Origin of the sequence: Streptomyces sp. NPDC002232 (genome assembly GCF_042890295.1) — a bacterium.
Classification (GTDB): Bacteria; Actinomycetota; Actinomycetes; order Streptomycetales; family Streptomycetaceae; genus Streptomyces.
The window spans coordinates 123,485-138,722 of sequence record NZ_JBIARV010000008.1 but is presented as its reverse complement, the minus strand read 5'-3'; the positions used below and the strand labels follow the sequence as shown (position 1 = coordinate 138,722).

Below are 15,238 nucleotides of genomic sequence, written 5' to 3'. Positions count from 1 at the left end.
TCATGTAGGTCAGATCATGTCCTAGATGGGCCGCATCCTGGGGACATGACGGACACCCCGGCACGACTCCTGCATCTGCTCTCGCTCCTCCAGACCCCGCGCGAGTGGCCCGGAAGCGAGCTCGCCGAACGGCTCTCGGTCTCCCCGCGCACCATCCGCCGGGACATCGACCGGCTCCGTGACCTCGGCTATCCCGTCGAGGCGACCATGGGCGCGGTCGGCGGCTACCGGCTCGTCGCCGGTACGGCCATGCCGCCGCTGCTCCTCGACGACGAGGAGGCCGTCGCGATCGCCGTCGGCCTGCGGGCGGGGGCGGGGCACGCCATCGAGGGCGTCGAGGAGGCGTCCGTACGGGCCCTGGCGAAGCTGGAGCAGGTGCTGCCGGCGCGGCTCCGGCACCGGGTCTCCACCCTTCAGAACGCGACGATCCCGCTGACCCGGGGCGACGGCGCCACCGTCACCCCGGCCACGCTGACCGCGCTCGCGGGCGCGGTGACCGGGCACGAGCGGCTGCGGTTCGGCTACCGGGCCGGGGACGGCACGGAGTCGAAGCGGCTGGTGGAGCCGTACCGGCTGGTGTCGACGGGGCGGCGCTGGTACCTCGTCGCGTACGACCTGGGGCGCGAGGACTGGCGGACCTTCCGGGTGGACCGGGTGAGCGAGCCCTTCCCGACGGGTGCGCGCTTCACCCCGCGCGAGCTGCCCTCGGGCGACGCCGCCACGTACATGGCGCGGTCCATGGCGCGGTCCCAGGGCGAGGTCGACCTCGACGTGTCGTTCGCGGCGCCGGCCGAGTTCGTCGTGGCCCGCCTCCCGTCCCACCTGGTGCCGGTCGCGACGGGCCCGGCCCACTGCCGCCTGCGGACGCGCGTCGCCGACTCGGTGGAGTGGCTGGCCCTCCGGCTGGCCCTGATGGACGTCGACTTCACGGTCCACGGCCCGGAGCCGCTGGTCACGTACATGAGAGACCTCTCAACCCGCCTGACGGCAGCGACGACTCCCTGACCCCACGCCCCGGCGGCCCGGCCGCTCCGCTGCGCCCGCTGCGGGCCCGCGCCTCGCCGGTCCGTTGCGGGCGTCGCCCCCGCCGGGCCCCATGGTGGGCCTGCGCCCCGCCCGTTGTGGGCAGGCGTTCCGCAAGGGGCGGAACGGGTGGGCACAACGGACCCGCGCCCTGCCGGCGCGGGAGGCTCTTGGGCCTGAACCCGCACCGACAGGTGCAGTCACGGGTGGTGCGGGCCAGGGCACAGACCGCGGAGGCGCCGCGAGAGGGCGCCGTCCCGTGTGCCCACCCGTCCCGCCCCAGCGGGACGATTGCCCACACGGGCGTGGCGACGGGCCCACCGAAGGCCCGGGCGCGGGGGCGTCGGCGGCGGTCGGCGCGCCGTCGCGGGTGCAGTCCGCACGGGCAGAGGCCCACACACACGGGTAGCGGGCGAAGGCCCACGCGGGCCGTCGGCGGCGGGCGCCGCGCCCTCGGGGGGCAGGCCACACAGGGGCGGCGGGCGCCGCGCCCTCAGGGGTGCGGGTCCGCGAGAAGGCCCGCACGGGCGCGGGCCCCCGCCCGCTCGCGCCGCACCGGGTCGCCGGCCGCTCTAGGCCACCGCGTCGAACCCCGTGTCGTGCGCCATCCTCTTCAGCTCCAGCAGCGCGTGCTTCTCGATCTGGCGGATCCGCTCGCGCGTCAGCCCGTGCTGCTTGCCGACCTCCGTCAGCGTCCGCTCGCGGCCGTCCTCGATGCCGTACCGCATGCGGATGATGGACGCCGTGCGGTGGTCGAGCTTGTCGATGAGGTCGTCGAGCTCCTCGCTGCGCAGCAGGGTCAGGACCGACTGCTCGGGCGAGATCGCCGAGGTGTCCTCGAGGAGGTCGCCGAACTGGGTCTCGCCCTCGTCGTCCACCGACATGTTCAGCGAGACGGGGTCCCGCGCCCAGTCCAGGACGTCCGTGACGCGCTCCGGCGTCGAGCCGAGCTCGGCCGCGATCTCGGCGGGCTCGGGCTCCCGGCCGTTCTCCCGGTTGAACTCGCGCTGCACCCGCCGGATCCGGCCGAGCTCCTCCACCAGGTGGACGGGGAGCCGGATGGTCCGGGACTGGTCGGCGATCGACCGGGTGATGGCCTGCCGGATCCACCACGTGGCGTACGTGGAGAACTTGAAGCCCTTCGCGTAGTCGAACTTCTCGACCGCGCGCACCAGGCCCGCGTTCCCCTCCTGGATCAGGTCGAGCAGCGGCAGTCCGCTGCGCGGGTAGCGCCGCGCGACGGCCACGACGAGCCGCAGGTTGGACTTGATGAAGAGGTCCTTGGCACGCTCACCCTCGGCGACCAGCGCTTCGAGCTCCTCGCGGGTCGCCCCGCCGCCGTCGCTCTCCACGTCTCCGTCGAGTATCTGCTGGGCGTACACGCCCGCCTCGATCGTCTGGGAGAGCTCGACCTCCTTGGCGGCGTCGAGCAGGGGCGTGCGCGCGATCTCGTCGAGGTACATGCCGACCAGGTCGCGGTCGGCGATCTCCCCGCCCACGGCGCGAACGCTGCTTGCCCGTGCGGCCCCGCTCTGGGCGGAGGTCTGACGACGGGCGACGGCACGGGTTGCCATGCGTGCTCCCTTGCTGAGTAGGTCGCGACACCCTTCCGGGTGCCCTGCATCCGACGGAAACAACGACTGGAATCAGGACAGAATTCCCACCCGGCACATGGATTTTCGCGATCATGCAGTATCCTGCGCAGCCGCCAACCCCGCGGGCACAGCGCGTATACCCAGGGATGTGCAGGTCAGACCAGGCACGGAGGGTGATCCGGCGCCGCTCGCGGGTCCCTCGACCACACCGTCGATGAGACCGCGATCACATGCGGCGCCATCCCTTCAGACGCGGTCGCGCCGATCACGGTTGCTCCCCGTGCACGACCTCCCCGGACACTCGCCGGACGACCTCCTGGACACCCGCCGGACCACCTCCTCGGACACCCGCCGGACGACCTCCCCGGACACCCGCCGCACGACCTCCCGAGACACCCCGGACGACCCGCCCCGGCGCACCCCCGACCGCCGCCCTCCGCGCAGGCCCCTCCGCCCTCCGGCCTAGGTCCCGAGGCCGTTCCGCGCCGGTGCTCCCCGCGCCTAGCGTCGCCTCCATGACCGACACCACCGGCACCCTCGACGAGGCCCTCGAACGGCTCCACACCACGGGACCCGAGCGCCACGGCTGGCTCAGCAACCACGCCCCCATGGCCGTGGAGGCCCTGGTCCGGCACGGCCAGGCCCCGGCCGTGCACCGCTGGCTCGACCACTACGCGCCGAAGCTGGAGGAGCTGCCTCCCGCGCACCTCCCGGTCACCGCGGGCACCTGGCGGGAGGCGCTCGGCGACCCGGTCCGGATCACCGACTGGACCCGTTTCTTCTCCCGCGAGCTGGCCGACCGGCCCTGGCGGGACGTGCTCGCCGAGTGGTGGCCCCGGCTGCTGCCCGGCATCGCGGGCGGCGCGACGCATCCGGTGATCCGCACCGGTCACGCCGTACGGACCCTGCTCACGACGGACGAGACGGCGCCGCGCCGCGCCGAGCTGGCACACGCGCTCGGGTACTGGGCGGCCCGCCACCAGCCCCTGCCGCCGCTGGCCCCGCTGGCCGCCGCGCCGACGGCGGCGGCCGCGCTGGACGCCGTACCGCCGGTTCCGGAGCAGGACGGCGGGATCCGGGCCCGGCTCGCGCAGCTGACGGCCTTCCCGGTGTGGGGCGAGGCGCCGGATCCCGCCGCGGCGAAGGAGCTGCTCATCGAGCTGGTGACAGCGGCGACGCACCGGTACGCGTCCCACGGCCACGGCGAGCCGGTCATGCTGGTGCACGCGGCGACCGCGCCGAACGCGGTGCTGCGGGCGCTGCCCGCGCTCCCCCGCGCCCTGTGGGTGCCGAGCGTGGCGGCGGCCTGGGCGGCGGCGGCCGCGGTGACGGCGGCCTACACCCCGCGCGAGGCCGCCCCGTACGCGCGGACCGGCCTCACCCCGGAGGAGGTCTTCGAGCGGGCGGCGGCGCACGGCGACGACCACACGATCAAGTTCACGGACACGGCGCTCGACGTGGGAGACCCGCTCGCGCTGGCCGCCGCGGTCCGCTCGATCGACCTGAACCCGCCGGTCCTCTGACGGTCAGCCGAACTGGACGGACCGCTTGGCGAGCCCCATCCAGAAGCCGTCGATCACGGACCGTTCCGCGTCGAGGTCGCCGGCCGCGTCCGCCGCGCCCAGGGTGACGAAGAGCGGGGCGAAGTGCTCGGTCCGGGGGTGGGCGAGCCGGCCGGCCGGCGACTTGTGCTCGAAGTCCAGGAGGGCGTCGACGTCGTGTGCGGCGAGCGCCTCGCCGCCCCAGGCGTCGAACTCGGCGGACCAGCCGGGGACGCCGGGGCCGGTGTGGCGGAGGGCGGCGAGGTTGTGGGTGAAGAAGCCGCTGCCGACGATCAGGATGCCCTCGTCGCGCAGCGGGGCGAGCCTGCGCCCGATGTCCATGAGGCGGCGCGGGTCGAGGGTGGGCATGGAGATCTGGAGGACGGGGATGTCGGCTTCGGGGAACATCTCGACGAGCGGGACGTACGCGCCGTGGTCGAGGCCCCGGTCGGGGATGTCCTGGACGGGCGTGCCGGGTGCACGGAGCAGCTTGCGGACCGCCTCGGCGAGCTGCGGGGCACCGGGAGCCCCGTACTGGACGCGGTAGTAGTGCTCGGGGAAGCCCCAGAAGTCGTAGACGAGGGGGACGGTCTCGGTCGCGCCGAGCGCGAGCGGGGCCTCCTCCCAGTGGGCGGAGACCATGAGGATCGCCCTGGGGCGCGGCAGTCCGGCGGACCAGGCGGCGAGCTCGCCGGGCCAGACCGGGTCGTCGGCGAGCGGCGGGGCGCCGTGGGACAGGTAGAGGGCCGGCATCCGTTCGAGAGTGGCGTCCATGGCGGCGACCTTCCTGGTCCTCGGGCCGGCCCGAGGACCAGTCCTTGAAACTTCAAGCTAACCCTTCACACGGTAACGCCACATAGTTCAACTTTCAAGAACGAGTCGTACGATGGGAACCATGGGAGACATGACCGAACCCCGCTGGCTGACCGACGAGGAGCAGCACGTCTGGCGCGCGTACCTGCACGCCACCACGCTCCTGGAGGACCACCTCGACCGCCAGTTGCAGCGCGACGCCGGAATGCCGCACATCTACTACGGGCTCCTCGTCCAGCTCTCCCAGGCCCCGCGCCGCCGGCTGCGGATGACCGAGCTGGCCCGGAGCGCCAAGATCACCCGGTCCCGGCTCTCCCACGCGATCGCCCGCCTGGAGAAGAACGGCTGGGTGCGGCGCGAGGACTGCCCCTCCGACAAGCGCGGCCAGTTCGCCCGGCTGACGGACGAGGGGGCGGAGGTCCTCCGGCGGAACGCCCCGGGGCACGTGGCCGCCGTGCGCCAGGCCATGTTCGACCGGCTCTCCGCCGAGCAGGTGGAGCAGCTCGGCGCGATCATGCGCGCGATGGCCGAGGGCCTCGAACCCACGGACGCGGACGCGGACCTGCCCTGGCTCCGCTGAGGCGGAACCAGGGCAGGTGACGGGCCGGGCGGGGCCGGGTGACCGAGGGATCCTGGGCGGTCGACGGACGGGCCGACCGGCTCAGTGCGCGACGACGGGGATCTTCACCTCGTCGTCGACGTCCGCGCCGGACCCGGCGACCTGTCCGGTCCCCGGCTTCCCGGTGTTGATGAGCACGAAGGCGATCGTGGCCGACAGGGCCAGGATGCCGACCGCCCACCAGATGGCCGCCGCGTACCCCTCGACCATGCCCTGGAGCTGGAGCAGCTTCTGCGCGGCCGGAGTGGTCGCGCCGGCGGCGTGGTCGGTCAGGTAGGCGGTGGTCGCCGAGGCGGCGATCGTGTTCAGCAGGGCCGTACCGATGGCGCCGCCGACCTGCTGCGAGGTGTTGACCATCGCGGAGGCCACACCGGCGTCCCGCGGGTCCACGCCGAGCGTCGCGAGCGACATGGCCGGCATGAACGCCGTACCCATGCCCAGGCCGAGCAGCAGCTGCGCGGGCAGGATCAGACCGGCGTACGAGGTGCCGATCTCCAGCTGGGTGAGGAGCAGCATGCCGACGCCCGCGGTCAGGAAGCCCGGCGCCATGAGGAGGCGCGGCGGGACCCGGGTCATCAGGCGCGTACCGATCTGGGTCGAGCCCACGATCATGCCCGCGATCATCGGCAGGAAGGCGAAGCCCGTCTTGACCGGCGTGTACCCCTTCACGACCTGGAGGTAGTACGTCAGGAAGAGGAACAGGCCGAACATCGCGATGACGGCGAGACCCAGCGACAGGTAGACACCGCCGCGGTTGCGGTCGGTCAGGACGCGCAGCGGCAGCAGCGGCGACTTCACCTTGGCCTCGGTGAGCACGAAGGCGAGGAGCAGGACCGCGGAGCCGACGAAGAGGCCGATCGTGCCGGCGTCGCTCCAGCCGGCGGACTCGGCGCGGGTGAAGCCGTACACCAGGGAGACGAGGCCCAGGGTGGAGAGGATCACGCCGGGGATGTCGAGCGCGGAGCGGTTGCGGGTGCCCTCGGGCTCACGGACGACGAGGTACGCGCCGACGGCCGCGACGATCGCGAACGGGATGTTGACGAAGAACGTCCAGCGCCAGTTCAGGTACTCGGTGAGGAAGCCGCCGAGGATCAGGCCCACGGCGCCGCCACCACCGGCGATCGCGCCGTAGATGCCGAAGGCCTTCGCGCGCTCCTTGGCGTCGGTGAAGGTCACGGCGAGCAGCGAGAGCGCGGCCGGCGCGAGGAGCGCGCCGAAGGCGCCCTGGAGCGCGCGGGCTCCGAGCATCATGGCCTCGCCGGTCGCGGCCCCGCCGAGGGCGGAGGCGGCGGCGAAGCCGATGAGACCGGTGATGAAGGTCCGCTTGCGGCCCCACAGGTCGGCGATGCGGCCGCCGAAGAGGAGGAGACCGCCGAAGGCGAGGGCGTAGGCGGTGATGACCCACTGCCGGTTGCCGTCCGAGATCCCGAGGTCCTGCTGGGCGGAGGGCAGCGCGATGTTCACGATCGTCGCGTCGAGGACGACCATCAGCTGGGCGAGGGCGATGAAGATCAGGGCTTTCCAGCGACCGGAGTCGGCCTGGATCGCGGGTGTGTCGGGGATTTTCGGCATGGGGGTGGCCACCTCTTGGCGCGTACGGAAAGAAAAGGGTCGTAAGGACGTGCGGGAGTACGGGTTTGCGGGTCTACGGATCTACGGGTCTGCGGACCTACGGATCTACGGATCTGCGGACCTACGGATCTACGGATCTACGGATCTACGGATCTACGGATCTACGGATCTACGGATCTACGGACCTACGGATCTAGATGAGCTCGGGGCCCCGGGGTCGGGAGCGCCGGAGGGGCGCGTTCACGACGTGGAGCAGGAGTCGCGTCTCAGGTCCTCCAGGGTCGCTGCCCGGCCGGGCAGCTCGGAGCGGGCGGGAGCCTCCAGGCCGTCGAGGAACAGTTGCAGGTGGCGGTGGACGAAGCGGTCGAAGGACCCGCAGGCGGATCCCGGCAGCGGCCGGGTCAGCTGGGAGAGCGCCACCATCAGGTCTCCGACGCCCACGTCGGCGCGGAGCCGGCCGGCCCGCTGCGCCCGGTCGACGAGGCCCTGGACGGCCTCCTCAAGCCGGTCGCGCTCGGCCATCAGGTCGGGGTGGTCCTTGTCGAAGGCGTCGTCGAGCATCGGGCACAGGGCTCCGATGCGCTCGTCGGCGGCGCCGTGGGTGAAGCGGCGCAGCGCGGCGAAGGAGTCGTCCCCGTCCTCGGCGGCCCGCTCGGCGAGCTCGGTGACGCGGGCCATGCTGGCGAGGACGACCTCGCGGACGAGGTCGTCGCGCTCGGGGAAGTTCCGGTAGAGCGTGGCGTTCCCGACGCCGGCGCGGCGCGCGACCTCGTCGTAGGGGACCTGGGGTCCGAACTCGACGAACATCTCGCGCGCGGTCGCCACGATCCGCTCACGGTTGCGCAGGGCGTCGGCCCGCGGGCGGGGTACGCGCCGGGCGGGCGCGCTGTCGGCGGTGCTGGTCACGCCACGACCTCCTCACAGTCATCGGGGGAAAGGGTCCCGTTCGGGGACGGATCACCATCGGGGAGACGGGTCCTCGTCCCTTGGGGACCGATCGCCACCCGGGGAGCGATAGCCCTCGGGGACCGATCGCCACCCGGAGACGGATCCCCATCCGGGGAAGGGTCCCTGTCCCCGCATGGATCCCCGTCCGGCAAGGGTCCCCATCCGGGGAATGAGTCCCCACTTCGTTCGACACAGACGTAAACGGGGACCGAGTCCCCGGTTATTTCACGCCACCGTGTGACGCCCGCCACACGCCCCCTCCGCCGTGGAATACCCACGATCGGGCCACCCGGCGCGCGCGTCAGGACCCCGCGTCACAGGCTGATCGCACAGCGCGGACCCGCGAGGCGGGTTGCGGCTCCGACCTGCACCGACCTGCACCGACCGGAGAGGCGACGCATGCAGCACCCCCGCCGACGGATACGCAGACCCGTCGCCCTGGCGGCGACCACGGCCCTCTCCCTCACCCTGCTCGCCTCCGCGAGCAGCACCCTGCACGGGCCCGCCCCGGCATCGGCGGGCCCGGTGGCCGCCGCGCCGAGCGGCGCCCAGCTGGGGCCGTGCCGCATCGCCACGACGATGGGCGTGCAGATGTCGGAGGGGCTGCCCACGGCCCCCGGATACGTCCGCTCCACGGGCCTCGTCAGGGCCCTCAACCTGATGATCGACTTCCCGGACGCACCCGGGGACGGCACGGCGATGGGCCGCTTCCGCGAGTTCTTCCCGCAGACCGCCAACTGGTTCCGCACCAGCTCGTACGGGCGCCTGCACTACCAGCCGGAGGCGCCGATACCCGACTGGCTGCGGATGCCCCGCGCGTTCTCCTCGTACGGCATCGAGCGCGGCTCACCGTACGAACCGGGCTACCGCGCCCTCGTCGAGGACATCGTGAAGGCAGCCGACGCGCGGGTCGACTTCAGCGCCTACGACCTGGTGAACATCCTCGTCACGCCGAACGCCGGGCCCTCCGCCCTCGACACCGTCCTGTCCGTGACCTTCTCCGGCAACGACGACGCCCCCTACGCCGACGGCGTGCCGCTCGCCAACACATCCTTCGTCTACAGCCGCCAGGACGACGGTTCCGGCAGCTTCGGCGAGACCGGCTACCGCGTGCTGCCGCACGAGAACGGCCACGTCTTCGGACTGCCCGACCTCTACACCGCCGACGGCGGCGGGACCGTCGGCCACTGGGACATCATGTCCGAGGACTGGGGCGCCAACAACGACCTCCTCGGCTGGCACAAGTGGAAGCTGGGCTGGCTCGACAACGACCAGGTCAGCTGTGCCTCCGGCCCCGGCACCGGCGACTACAGCCTCACCCCGCTGGCGGTCCCCGGCGGACCCAAACTGGCCTTCGTCCCGCTGTCCGGCACCTCCGGGTACGCCGTCGAGGTCCGCAGCCGGGACGGCAACGACGAGGCCGTCTGCGACCAGGGCGTCCTCGTCTACCGGGTGGAGTCCGACGTCGACACCGGCCACGGCCCGGTGACCGTCGCCGACAGCGACCGGGCCAGCGGCGGCTGCACCCGCCGGGCCAACGTCCACGCGGAACTGTCGGACGCCCCGTACGGGCCCGGCGAGTCGTTCACGGACCGCGCCAACGGCATAAGGATCACCGTCCTCGACGAGGACGACGCGGGGACGTACCGGGTGAGGATCACCCGGAACTGAGGGCGTCCCGCAGCCGGCGCTTGAGGATCTTCCCGGTCTGGTTCCGGGGCAGCTCCTCCTCCCGCACGAGGATGCGGGCGGGCACCTTGAAGGCGGCGAGACGCGCCCCGACGTGCGCCCGCAGCCGCTCCACGCCCGGGTCGGCCCCGGGCCGCAGCCGCACCACGGCCACGACCTCCTCGCCGAGCAGCGGGTGCGGGGCCCCGAGCACGGCGGCGTCGACGACATCCGGGTGCTCGTGCAGTACGGCCTCGACCTCGACGCAGTACACGTTCTCGCCGCCGCGGATCACCATGTCGGTGAGCCGGTCGACGACGCGGACCCGTCCCTCGCCGTCGATCCGGGCGAGGTCGCCGGTCCTGAACCAGCCGTCCTCGGTGAACGCGGCGCGGGTGGCGGCGTCGTTCCCCCAGTACCCGCGGATCAGCGACTGACCGCGCAGCCACAGCTCCCCCACGCCGTCCGGGTCGGGTCGGTCGATCCGCACCTCGGTGACGGGCGAGGGGCGCCCGACGCTCCCGGGATGGGCCCGGTACTCGGCCCCGACGTTGGCCAGGACGCCGCCGCAGGTCTCGGTGAGCCCGTAGCCGTTCCGGGGCTCGATGCGCTCCCCGTACCCCTCGGTGATCCCGGCGACGATCCCGGGCGGGGCGGCGGCGCCTCCGGTACTGAGGAGGGTGAGGCTGGCGAGCGGGTCACCGGTGCTCCGCGCGAGGTCCAGCAGCTGGAGGGCGGTGGTGGGCACCCCGGCGTAGTGGGTGACGCGGTGCTCGCGGATGAGCTCCAGGGCGCGCGCCGCGTCCCACTTCCGCATCATGACCAGGGTCCCGCCGGCGGCCATCACGGCGTAGAACGACGTGAACGCGGCGACATGGAAGAACGGGAAGGTCGTCAGGGACACGATCGTGGGGCCCGTGCCCGGCACCTCGCCGCGCGCGAGGGCAGCGGCGGCGGCGAAGTAGCGGGGGTTCATGGCGGCCCCGGCCTGCGCGAGGTGAGTGGCGACCGCCCCCTTGGGGCGCCCGGTGGTGCCGGAGGTGTAGATGATCGTGGCGTCGTGCTCGGGCAGCACGTCGACGGGCGGCGGCCCGAGCACCGGGTCGGTGTCGGCGACGTACGCGGCGAACCCCTCCTCGGCCTCGCCCCGGAACACGACGCCGGGCACCCCGTTCCGCGCGGCCCACGCCCGCACCCGCCCGACGCGCTCTCCGTCGACGAGCAGGACGCCGGGCGCGCAGTCGTCGAGGGCGTACGCGAACTCGTCCTCGGTCCACCAGGCGTTGAGGGGCACGGCGACGAGCCCGGCGAGCTGCGCGGCCCAGAAGGCGACGTGCCACTCGGGCAGGTTCCGCATGGCCACGACGGCCCGGTCGCCCGGCCGCAGCCCGTACGCACCGGCGAACCGCCGCGCGAGCCCGCAGGCGGCGTCGAAGAACTCCCGGTAGGTCATGCGGACGTCCTCGGACACGAGGAACACCCGGTCGCCGTAGGCCCAGGTGACCTCGGCGAACTCCCGCAGGGTCCGGGGCCCGCCAGCGAACACCCCGTCGACGACGGCGAAGGGCGCCCCGTCGGCCGTCAGCCGCTCGACTCCACCAGCCACCACAGCCACCTCCTCAGCGCCCGGCGACGCTATGCGCCCCCCACGAGAGGGGTCAACCCCACCCCCGGACCCCCCGCCCCCACCCCGATATCCCCCGGACGCCACCCCCACCACCCGCTACACTGACACCGCTCCACCTTCGCCTTCGTAGCTCAGGGGATAGAGCACCGCTCTCCTAAAGCGGGTGTCGCAGGTTCGAATCCTGCCGGGGGCACAAGCAGAAGGGCCAGCACAGGGGAAGTCTTCCCCGACGCTGGCCCTTTCTCATGATCACGACCGTGCCACCTACGTGCCAGAAGGCCCTTCCGCGCGGGCCTGGCGGATCACCTCCCCGAGCTTCCCCGCGATGTGCCGATCACGGTCGCTGGTCATGTGCTGGTAGATCAGGGCCGCCCGGGTCGTGCTGTGCCCCATCCGCGTCATGAGCTCGCGCGTGCCGGCGCCGGCGCTGGACGCCAGGGTGTTCCCGGTGTGGAGGAGGTCGTGGAGGTGCACGCCCCCGGAGACGCAGGCCTTCGTACGGGCGGCGGTCCAGTCGTCCCGGAAGTTGCTCCGCCGGAGGAGGGCGGATTCACGAGTCGCCTTGTCCCAGATCGCAAGGGACAGATCTTCACGCTCTCCAGCTAGGGCCCGTCCGGACGGCCGTGGCTATCGGTGGTCCGGATCGTCAGAGATCGGTCCGCAGAGGCTCCGCGACGGGGCCATGCCCAGCAGCGAAGCGATCCAACAGTCGGATTGCCATGCCGTGGTCGTAGAACTGGGCAAGTTCATAAGCGCTCTTCCTGCCCTCAAGGGTTGCAAGGGGGTCGGCAAAGCCTTCCTCCGGCGAGCCCGCCGCTGTTGTCAGTGCCTGCTGTCAGGCTCAGCGTCGCCCTACATCGCCGTGTGGAGGACAACATGAGTGCCGATCTCGGTCCGCTGGTCATCACGCGCCGCAGTGGCGAAGAGCCCATACAGGCCAGCGGTGAAACGGTGGGGAGGCTGGGTGACTTTTGGAGCTGGGCGTGTTCTGACCTGGCCAACAACACTCTGCGGGGTGTTCTGGCTGAGTACCTCGTGGCCACAGCGCTCGACGCCACCACTGGCACCCGCGCCGAATGGGACACCGTGGATATCCGTACCCCCGAAAAGTGGCGCGTCGAGGTGAAGTCAGCGGCCTACCTGCAGTCATGGGCGCAGTCACAGCCGTCGGAGATCTCGTTCTCCATCAGGCCGGCCTCCGGCTGGGACGCCCAGACCGGCACAGCCTCTGCCGATGTACTGCGGCGCTCCGACGTGTACGTCTTCTGCCTGCTGCACCACCGGACAAGCAGACCCTCGAACCCCTGAACCTCGACCAGTGGACCGTCTACGTTCTGGCCACTCAGGTCCTGGACGAACAGTGCCCGACCCAGAAGACCATCAGGCTCTCCAGCCTCGAACGCCTCAGACCGCTGAAGACCGACTTCACCGGTCTGCCGAAGGCAATCGCCACGTGCGCCGAAGGCACGCAATAGCCCCAGGGCACGGGCTCCGTCCGCGCGATGAGCCTTGTCGACGGCGCTCTTCAGGTACGCATCGACAAGGCCACCTCGGCTCGCCGGCGATCAGTCGCCTCAATCGCGCGGCAGGTCCTGCCGGCTCGGCGGCCTGTCCTCTTCCCGCAGGCTCTGCCGAATTTCACGCCAGGCGTGGATGACCTCTGCTGTCTTCGCCAGGACATCGCGGGCCTGCGACAGCAACAGGCTCAAGGCACCCGACAGAGCCAGGATCAGCAGGGCAAGACTGTCCCAGTTCATCGGGCTCCGCCCTTCCGGACAGCCGGGCCACTGGCCTGGGCGGCTCGGCGGGGCAGCACTCTGTCGAGCCAGTCTCGATTGGCGTTGAGGTCTTCCAGCCTCTGCCGAACATCGTCGCCGTAGACAGGGTCCCCCCACCTGAAGCGGATCTGCATCACCCCTCGCACGTCGGGGTTCTGGTGCTCCAGGTAGAACGTGCACTGATAGCCACGTGCCGTCCCCTGCAGACCGCAGTCGCAGTAGCGGCGCCTGATCCTCAGTGGCAGACCCCAGACATCGTCCATAAGGCGGTCGAGAAACGCGTCGTGCTCGAGGGATGCGTCGCGATGCGTATCCAGTTCGAAGATCCACTCGTCCCCGGTGATCCAGGCGCGAGTCGAGTAAGCAGTGCTGAAGTTCTGGAAGATCGCGATGCGGCGAAGGAGTCCTGAGCCGAGCCACGCCAGATCCCGACCCGTCTGCATGAGTGAGGCGAACTGACGCTCGTCCTCCAGCTCGTAGGGCGACGGCCCGGTTACACCCCACAAGGGCACGAAACCGCCCTCTTCCAGGTCGTGCCTTCGTTGTGCGAGCAAAGGATGCCAGCGGGTACCCGGGGCTCCCCTCAGGACCAATCGACTTTCGGTGCCGGCCAATTCGAGATGAAGATCCGCGTTGCGTACTGCAACGACACGCAGCAGCATCACACCACTGACCTGGACGCCGGGTTCTGCAGACGGAAGCAGATGCGCCAGCGCATAGTCGGCCATCGGGAAATTCCGGCCGGGGCGGGACCCACTGTGACTGTCGAGGACCACTACGGATTGTCCAGGCGTCAGACGCATGCCAGCGATTCCGACCGGATGTGCCCACCACTCCCCTCCGCGGCCGAGCTCCTTCATCACCTGAGCTTCGAGGAGTGCTTGTTCGCCGCGAGCGTCCGGGAGCAATGGAGCATGGCGATGGGCTCGAAGGGCTTCCGACGCATATTGGAACGGCTCCCCGGAGTAGCAGCTCCGGGTGCGGGCAAGGCGGGTGAGGCGACCACCAGCGGCCATAGTGCGATCCGTCCTCGAGCGCTGCCGCCCCTGAACACTCGAAAACTGATCGGTACGCCCGAGTTTGGGCGCGCAAGAGCAGGTTTCAACCACGACAGGTGCAGCGCTGGCTTCTTCGTCCCTCTGTTGGCACTGCAGGCGGGGCAGCGCAGTGCCGGAACAGGCCGCCTATCCGGCCCGTCTACGGATGCTGCCGTAAATCTCTGTACGTTGCAACCGGCTCGACGGGCTCGGAAAGGTGATGACGACCTGTTCCTCGAAGATGGCCCACGGAAGCCGGGCGGAGGCGGCGCACTGGCCGCTGACGAGTGTGCAAAACAGTGCCGGTGACGTGCCGCGGGGCCTCGCAACGGGGCTATGCGCTCCATGGCCTCCACACGTCGACGCATTCGGAGCCCCAGCGGAAAGCAGCTGCCGTCGAGGTGACGACTGGGAGCCGCCCGGCCGTGCCGGGCTGCCATCCGCTCCAATGACGGGTGTTGCTACGAGCGAGTCCACAGCGGCATGCCTCAGCTGTTCGATTGAACAGCACCGCGCGGAACGGTCTGGAACCGCCCGGCACGGATTCGATCCCACTCCTAAAGCGTGTGTCGCAGGGTCGAATCCTGCCGGGAGCGCAAGCACAGAGGCCACACCTAAATGTTCAGGTGTGGCCTTTGACGTCTACGGCTGACATCGACGTCGACGGCCGGCGGCGAACGGCCTGTCTCAGTCAGGCCGGCGAACCAGTCCCTGGCTCGCTCCAGTGGGGCTCGGTCCTCTCAGATCAGTGGGTGGACCTCCGCCTCAGTGAGTTCCGCGGGTTCGACTGCGTCGAGAAGCTGGTCGTACGTCAAGCCGCTCAGAGCCTCAGCACGGAGAGGAACCCGATCCGCGGCGAGGTAGCGCGGCGGGCCGTATCCCCAGCCGTCGGCCGTCTCAGGCCGACTTGGCGCGACCGGCGGCCTTGCTCGGTCACGGTCGCGGCCGTGGACGCGCCATCCGCCGCCGTCGGGGATCCTGCCTCGCAGGGGCGGTTTGCCGGCCCGCAATGCACCG

The 15,238-nt window shown here is 71.4% G+C and carries 14 protein-coding genes and 1 tRNA gene; 6 read left to right on the top strand and 9 right to left on the bottom strand.

Annotated elements, in window-relative coordinates; genetic code table 11:
• Positions 1 to 45 precede the first annotated feature (45 nt).
• Positions 46 to 1,005 (top strand): YafY family protein, encoded by a 960-nt coding sequence (locus ACFYXU_RS34520; RefSeq protein ID WP_361394631.1) that lies wholly within the window; start codon positions 46 to 48, stop codon positions 1,003 to 1,005.
• Between the two features lie 590 nt (positions 1,006 to 1,595).
• Here the strand turns inward: ACFYXU_RS34520 and ACFYXU_RS34515 are convergent.
• Positions 1,596 to 2,597 carry a sigma-70 family RNA polymerase sigma factor gene (locus tag ACFYXU_RS34515; protein WP_329853167.1) on the bottom strand — a complete coding sequence of 334 codons (1,002 nt, stop codon included), beginning with the start codon at positions 2,595 to 2,597 and terminating at the stop codon, positions 1,596 to 1,598.
• Positions 2,598 to 3,133: 536 nt separating this feature from the next.
• On the opposite strand from ACFYXU_RS34515, the gene ACFYXU_RS34510 reads away from it, so the two are divergent.
• Positions 3,134 to 4,141: a questin oxidase family protein gene (locus tag ACFYXU_RS34510; RefSeq protein WP_389461562.1), complete on the top strand. Its 1,008-nt coding sequence runs from the start codon at positions 3,134 to 3,136 to the stop codon at positions 4,139 to 4,141.
• Between the two features lie 3 nt (positions 4,142 to 4,144).
• Here the strand turns inward: ACFYXU_RS34510 and ACFYXU_RS34505 are convergent, their stop codons facing one another.
• Positions 4,145 to 4,933 (bottom strand): dioxygenase, encoded by a 789-nt coding sequence (locus ACFYXU_RS34505; RefSeq protein WP_389461559.1) that lies wholly within the window; start codon positions 4,931 to 4,933, stop codon positions 4,145 to 4,147.
• A 112-nt stretch (positions 4,934 to 5,045) separates the two neighbouring features.
• Between ACFYXU_RS34505 and ACFYXU_RS34500 the strand changes: the two genes are divergently transcribed.
• On the top strand, positions 5,046 to 5,552 hold the full coding sequence (locus ACFYXU_RS34500; RefSeq protein ID WP_361394622.1) for a MarR family transcriptional regulator: 507 nt from the start codon (positions 5,046 to 5,048) through the stop codon (positions 5,550 to 5,552).
• An 81-nt stretch (positions 5,553 to 5,633) separates the two neighbouring features.
• Here the strand turns inward: ACFYXU_RS34500 and ACFYXU_RS34495 are convergent, their stop codons facing one another.
• Both ACFYXU_RS34495 and ACFYXU_RS34490 read right to left on the bottom strand, forming a co-directional pair.
• Complete coding sequence (locus ACFYXU_RS34495; protein WP_389461557.1) at positions 5,634 to 7,163, bottom strand: MFS transporter; 1,530 nt, start codon at positions 7,161 to 7,163, stop codon at positions 5,634 to 5,636.
• A 240-nt stretch (positions 7,164 to 7,403) separates the two neighbouring features.
• Complete coding sequence (locus ACFYXU_RS34490) at positions 7,404 to 8,069, bottom strand: TetR/AcrR family transcriptional regulator (RefSeq protein WP_329853162.1); 666 nt, start codon at positions 8,067 to 8,069, stop codon at positions 7,404 to 7,406.
• A gap of 441 nt (positions 8,070 to 8,510) precedes the next feature.
• Here ACFYXU_RS34490 and ACFYXU_RS34485 point away from each other — a divergent pair, with 441 nt between their 5' ends.
• The gene (locus tag ACFYXU_RS34485; protein WP_389461555.1) at positions 8,511 to 9,782 is read left to right on the top strand and encodes a M6 family metalloprotease domain-containing protein; all 1,272 of its coding nucleotides are present in this window, start codon (positions 8,511 to 8,513) and stop codon (positions 9,780 to 9,782) included.
• On the opposite strand, the gene ACFYXU_RS34480 is transcribed toward ACFYXU_RS34485, so the two are convergent.
• Positions 9,769 to 11,385: a class I adenylate-forming enzyme family protein gene (locus ACFYXU_RS34480; protein ID WP_389461698.1), complete on the bottom strand. Its 1,617-nt coding sequence runs from the start codon at positions 11,383 to 11,385 to the stop codon at positions 9,769 to 9,771. The genes ACFYXU_RS34485 and ACFYXU_RS34480 overlap by 14 nt on opposite strands.
• 141 nt (positions 11,386 to 11,526) lie before the next feature.
• Here ACFYXU_RS34480 and ACFYXU_RS34475 point away from each other — a divergent pair.
• Positions 11,527 to 11,599: transfer RNA gene (locus ACFYXU_RS34475), tRNA-Arg, on the top strand.
• A 71-nt stretch (positions 11,600 to 11,670) separates the two neighbouring features.
• Here the strand turns inward: ACFYXU_RS34475 and ACFYXU_RS34470 are convergent.
• Positions 11,671 to 11,880, bottom strand: a complete 210-nt coding sequence (locus tag ACFYXU_RS34470; RefSeq protein ID WP_389461553.1) for a hypothetical protein — start codon at positions 11,878 to 11,880, stop codon at positions 11,671 to 11,673.
• Between the two features lie 402 nt (positions 11,881 to 12,282).
• On the opposite strand from ACFYXU_RS34470, the gene ACFYXU_RS34465 reads away from it, so the two are divergent.
• Positions 12,283 to 12,714 carry a hypothetical protein gene (locus tag ACFYXU_RS34465; RefSeq protein WP_389461551.1) on the top strand — a complete coding sequence of 144 codons (432 nt, stop codon included), beginning with the start codon at positions 12,283 to 12,285 and terminating at the stop codon, positions 12,712 to 12,714.
• Positions 12,715 to 12,980: 266 nt separating this feature from the next.
• Here the strand turns inward: ACFYXU_RS34465 and ACFYXU_RS34460 are convergent, their stop codons facing one another.
• The 3 genes from ACFYXU_RS34460 to ACFYXU_RS34450 form a co-directional block, all read right to left on the bottom strand.
• The gene (locus tag ACFYXU_RS34460) at positions 12,981 to 13,163 is read right to left on the bottom strand and encodes a hypothetical protein (RefSeq protein WP_389461549.1); all 183 of its coding nucleotides are present in this window, start codon (positions 13,161 to 13,163) and stop codon (positions 12,981 to 12,983) included.
• On the bottom strand, positions 13,160 to 13,912 hold the full coding sequence (locus ACFYXU_RS34455; protein ID WP_389461547.1) for a hypothetical protein: 753 nt from the start codon (positions 13,910 to 13,912) through the stop codon (positions 13,160 to 13,162). Before ACFYXU_RS34455 ends, ACFYXU_RS34460 begins: the two co-directional genes overlap by 4 nt.
• 1,049 nt (positions 13,913 to 14,961) lie before the next feature.
• Positions 14,962 to 15,231: a DUF1877 family protein gene (locus ACFYXU_RS34450; RefSeq protein WP_389461545.1), complete on the bottom strand. Its 270-nt coding sequence runs from the start codon at positions 15,229 to 15,231 to the stop codon at positions 14,962 to 14,964.
• Positions 15,232 to 15,238: the final 7 nt, after the last annotated feature.

What these genes read in the sequence shown, in the direction of transcription:
- ACFYXU_RS34510 (WP_389461562.1), top strand. Translation starts at nt 3,134, where the DNA reads ATGACCGACACCACCGGCACCCTCGACGAGGCCCTCGAACGGCTCCAC.
- ACFYXU_RS34455 (WP_389461547.1), bottom strand. Translation starts at nt 13,912, where the DNA reads ATGGCCGACTATGCGCTGGCGCATCTGCTTCCGTCTGCAGAACCCGGC.
- ACFYXU_RS34485 (WP_389461555.1), top strand. Translation starts at nt 8,511, where the DNA reads ATGCAGCACCCCCGCCGACGGATACGCAGACCCGTCGCCCTGGCGGCG.
- ACFYXU_RS34505 (WP_389461559.1), bottom strand. Translation starts at nt 4,933, where the DNA reads ATGGACGCCACTCTCGAACGGATGCCGGCCCTCTACCTGTCCCACGGC.
- ACFYXU_RS34495 (WP_389461557.1), bottom strand. Translation starts at nt 7,163, where the DNA reads ATGCCGAAAATCCCCGACACACCCGCGATCCAGGCCGACTCCGGTCGC.
- ACFYXU_RS34465 (WP_389461551.1), top strand. Translation starts at nt 12,283, where the DNA reads ATGAGTGCCGATCTCGGTCCGCTGGTCATCACGCGCCGCAGTGGCGAA.
- ACFYXU_RS34520 (WP_361394631.1), top strand. Translation starts at nt 46, where the DNA reads ATGACGGACACCCCGGCACGACTCCTGCATCTGCTCTCGCTCCTCCAG.
- ACFYXU_RS34460 (WP_389461549.1), bottom strand. Translation starts at nt 13,163, where the DNA reads ATGAACTGGGACAGTCTTGCCCTGCTGATCCTGGCTCTGTCGGGTGCC.
- ACFYXU_RS34515 (WP_329853167.1), bottom strand. Translation starts at nt 2,597, where the DNA reads ATGGCAACCCGTGCCGTCGCCCGTCGTCAGACCTCCGCCCAGAGCGGG.
- ACFYXU_RS34500 (WP_361394622.1), top strand. Translation starts at nt 5,046, where the DNA reads ATGGGAACCATGGGAGACATGACCGAACCCCGCTGGCTGACCGACGAG.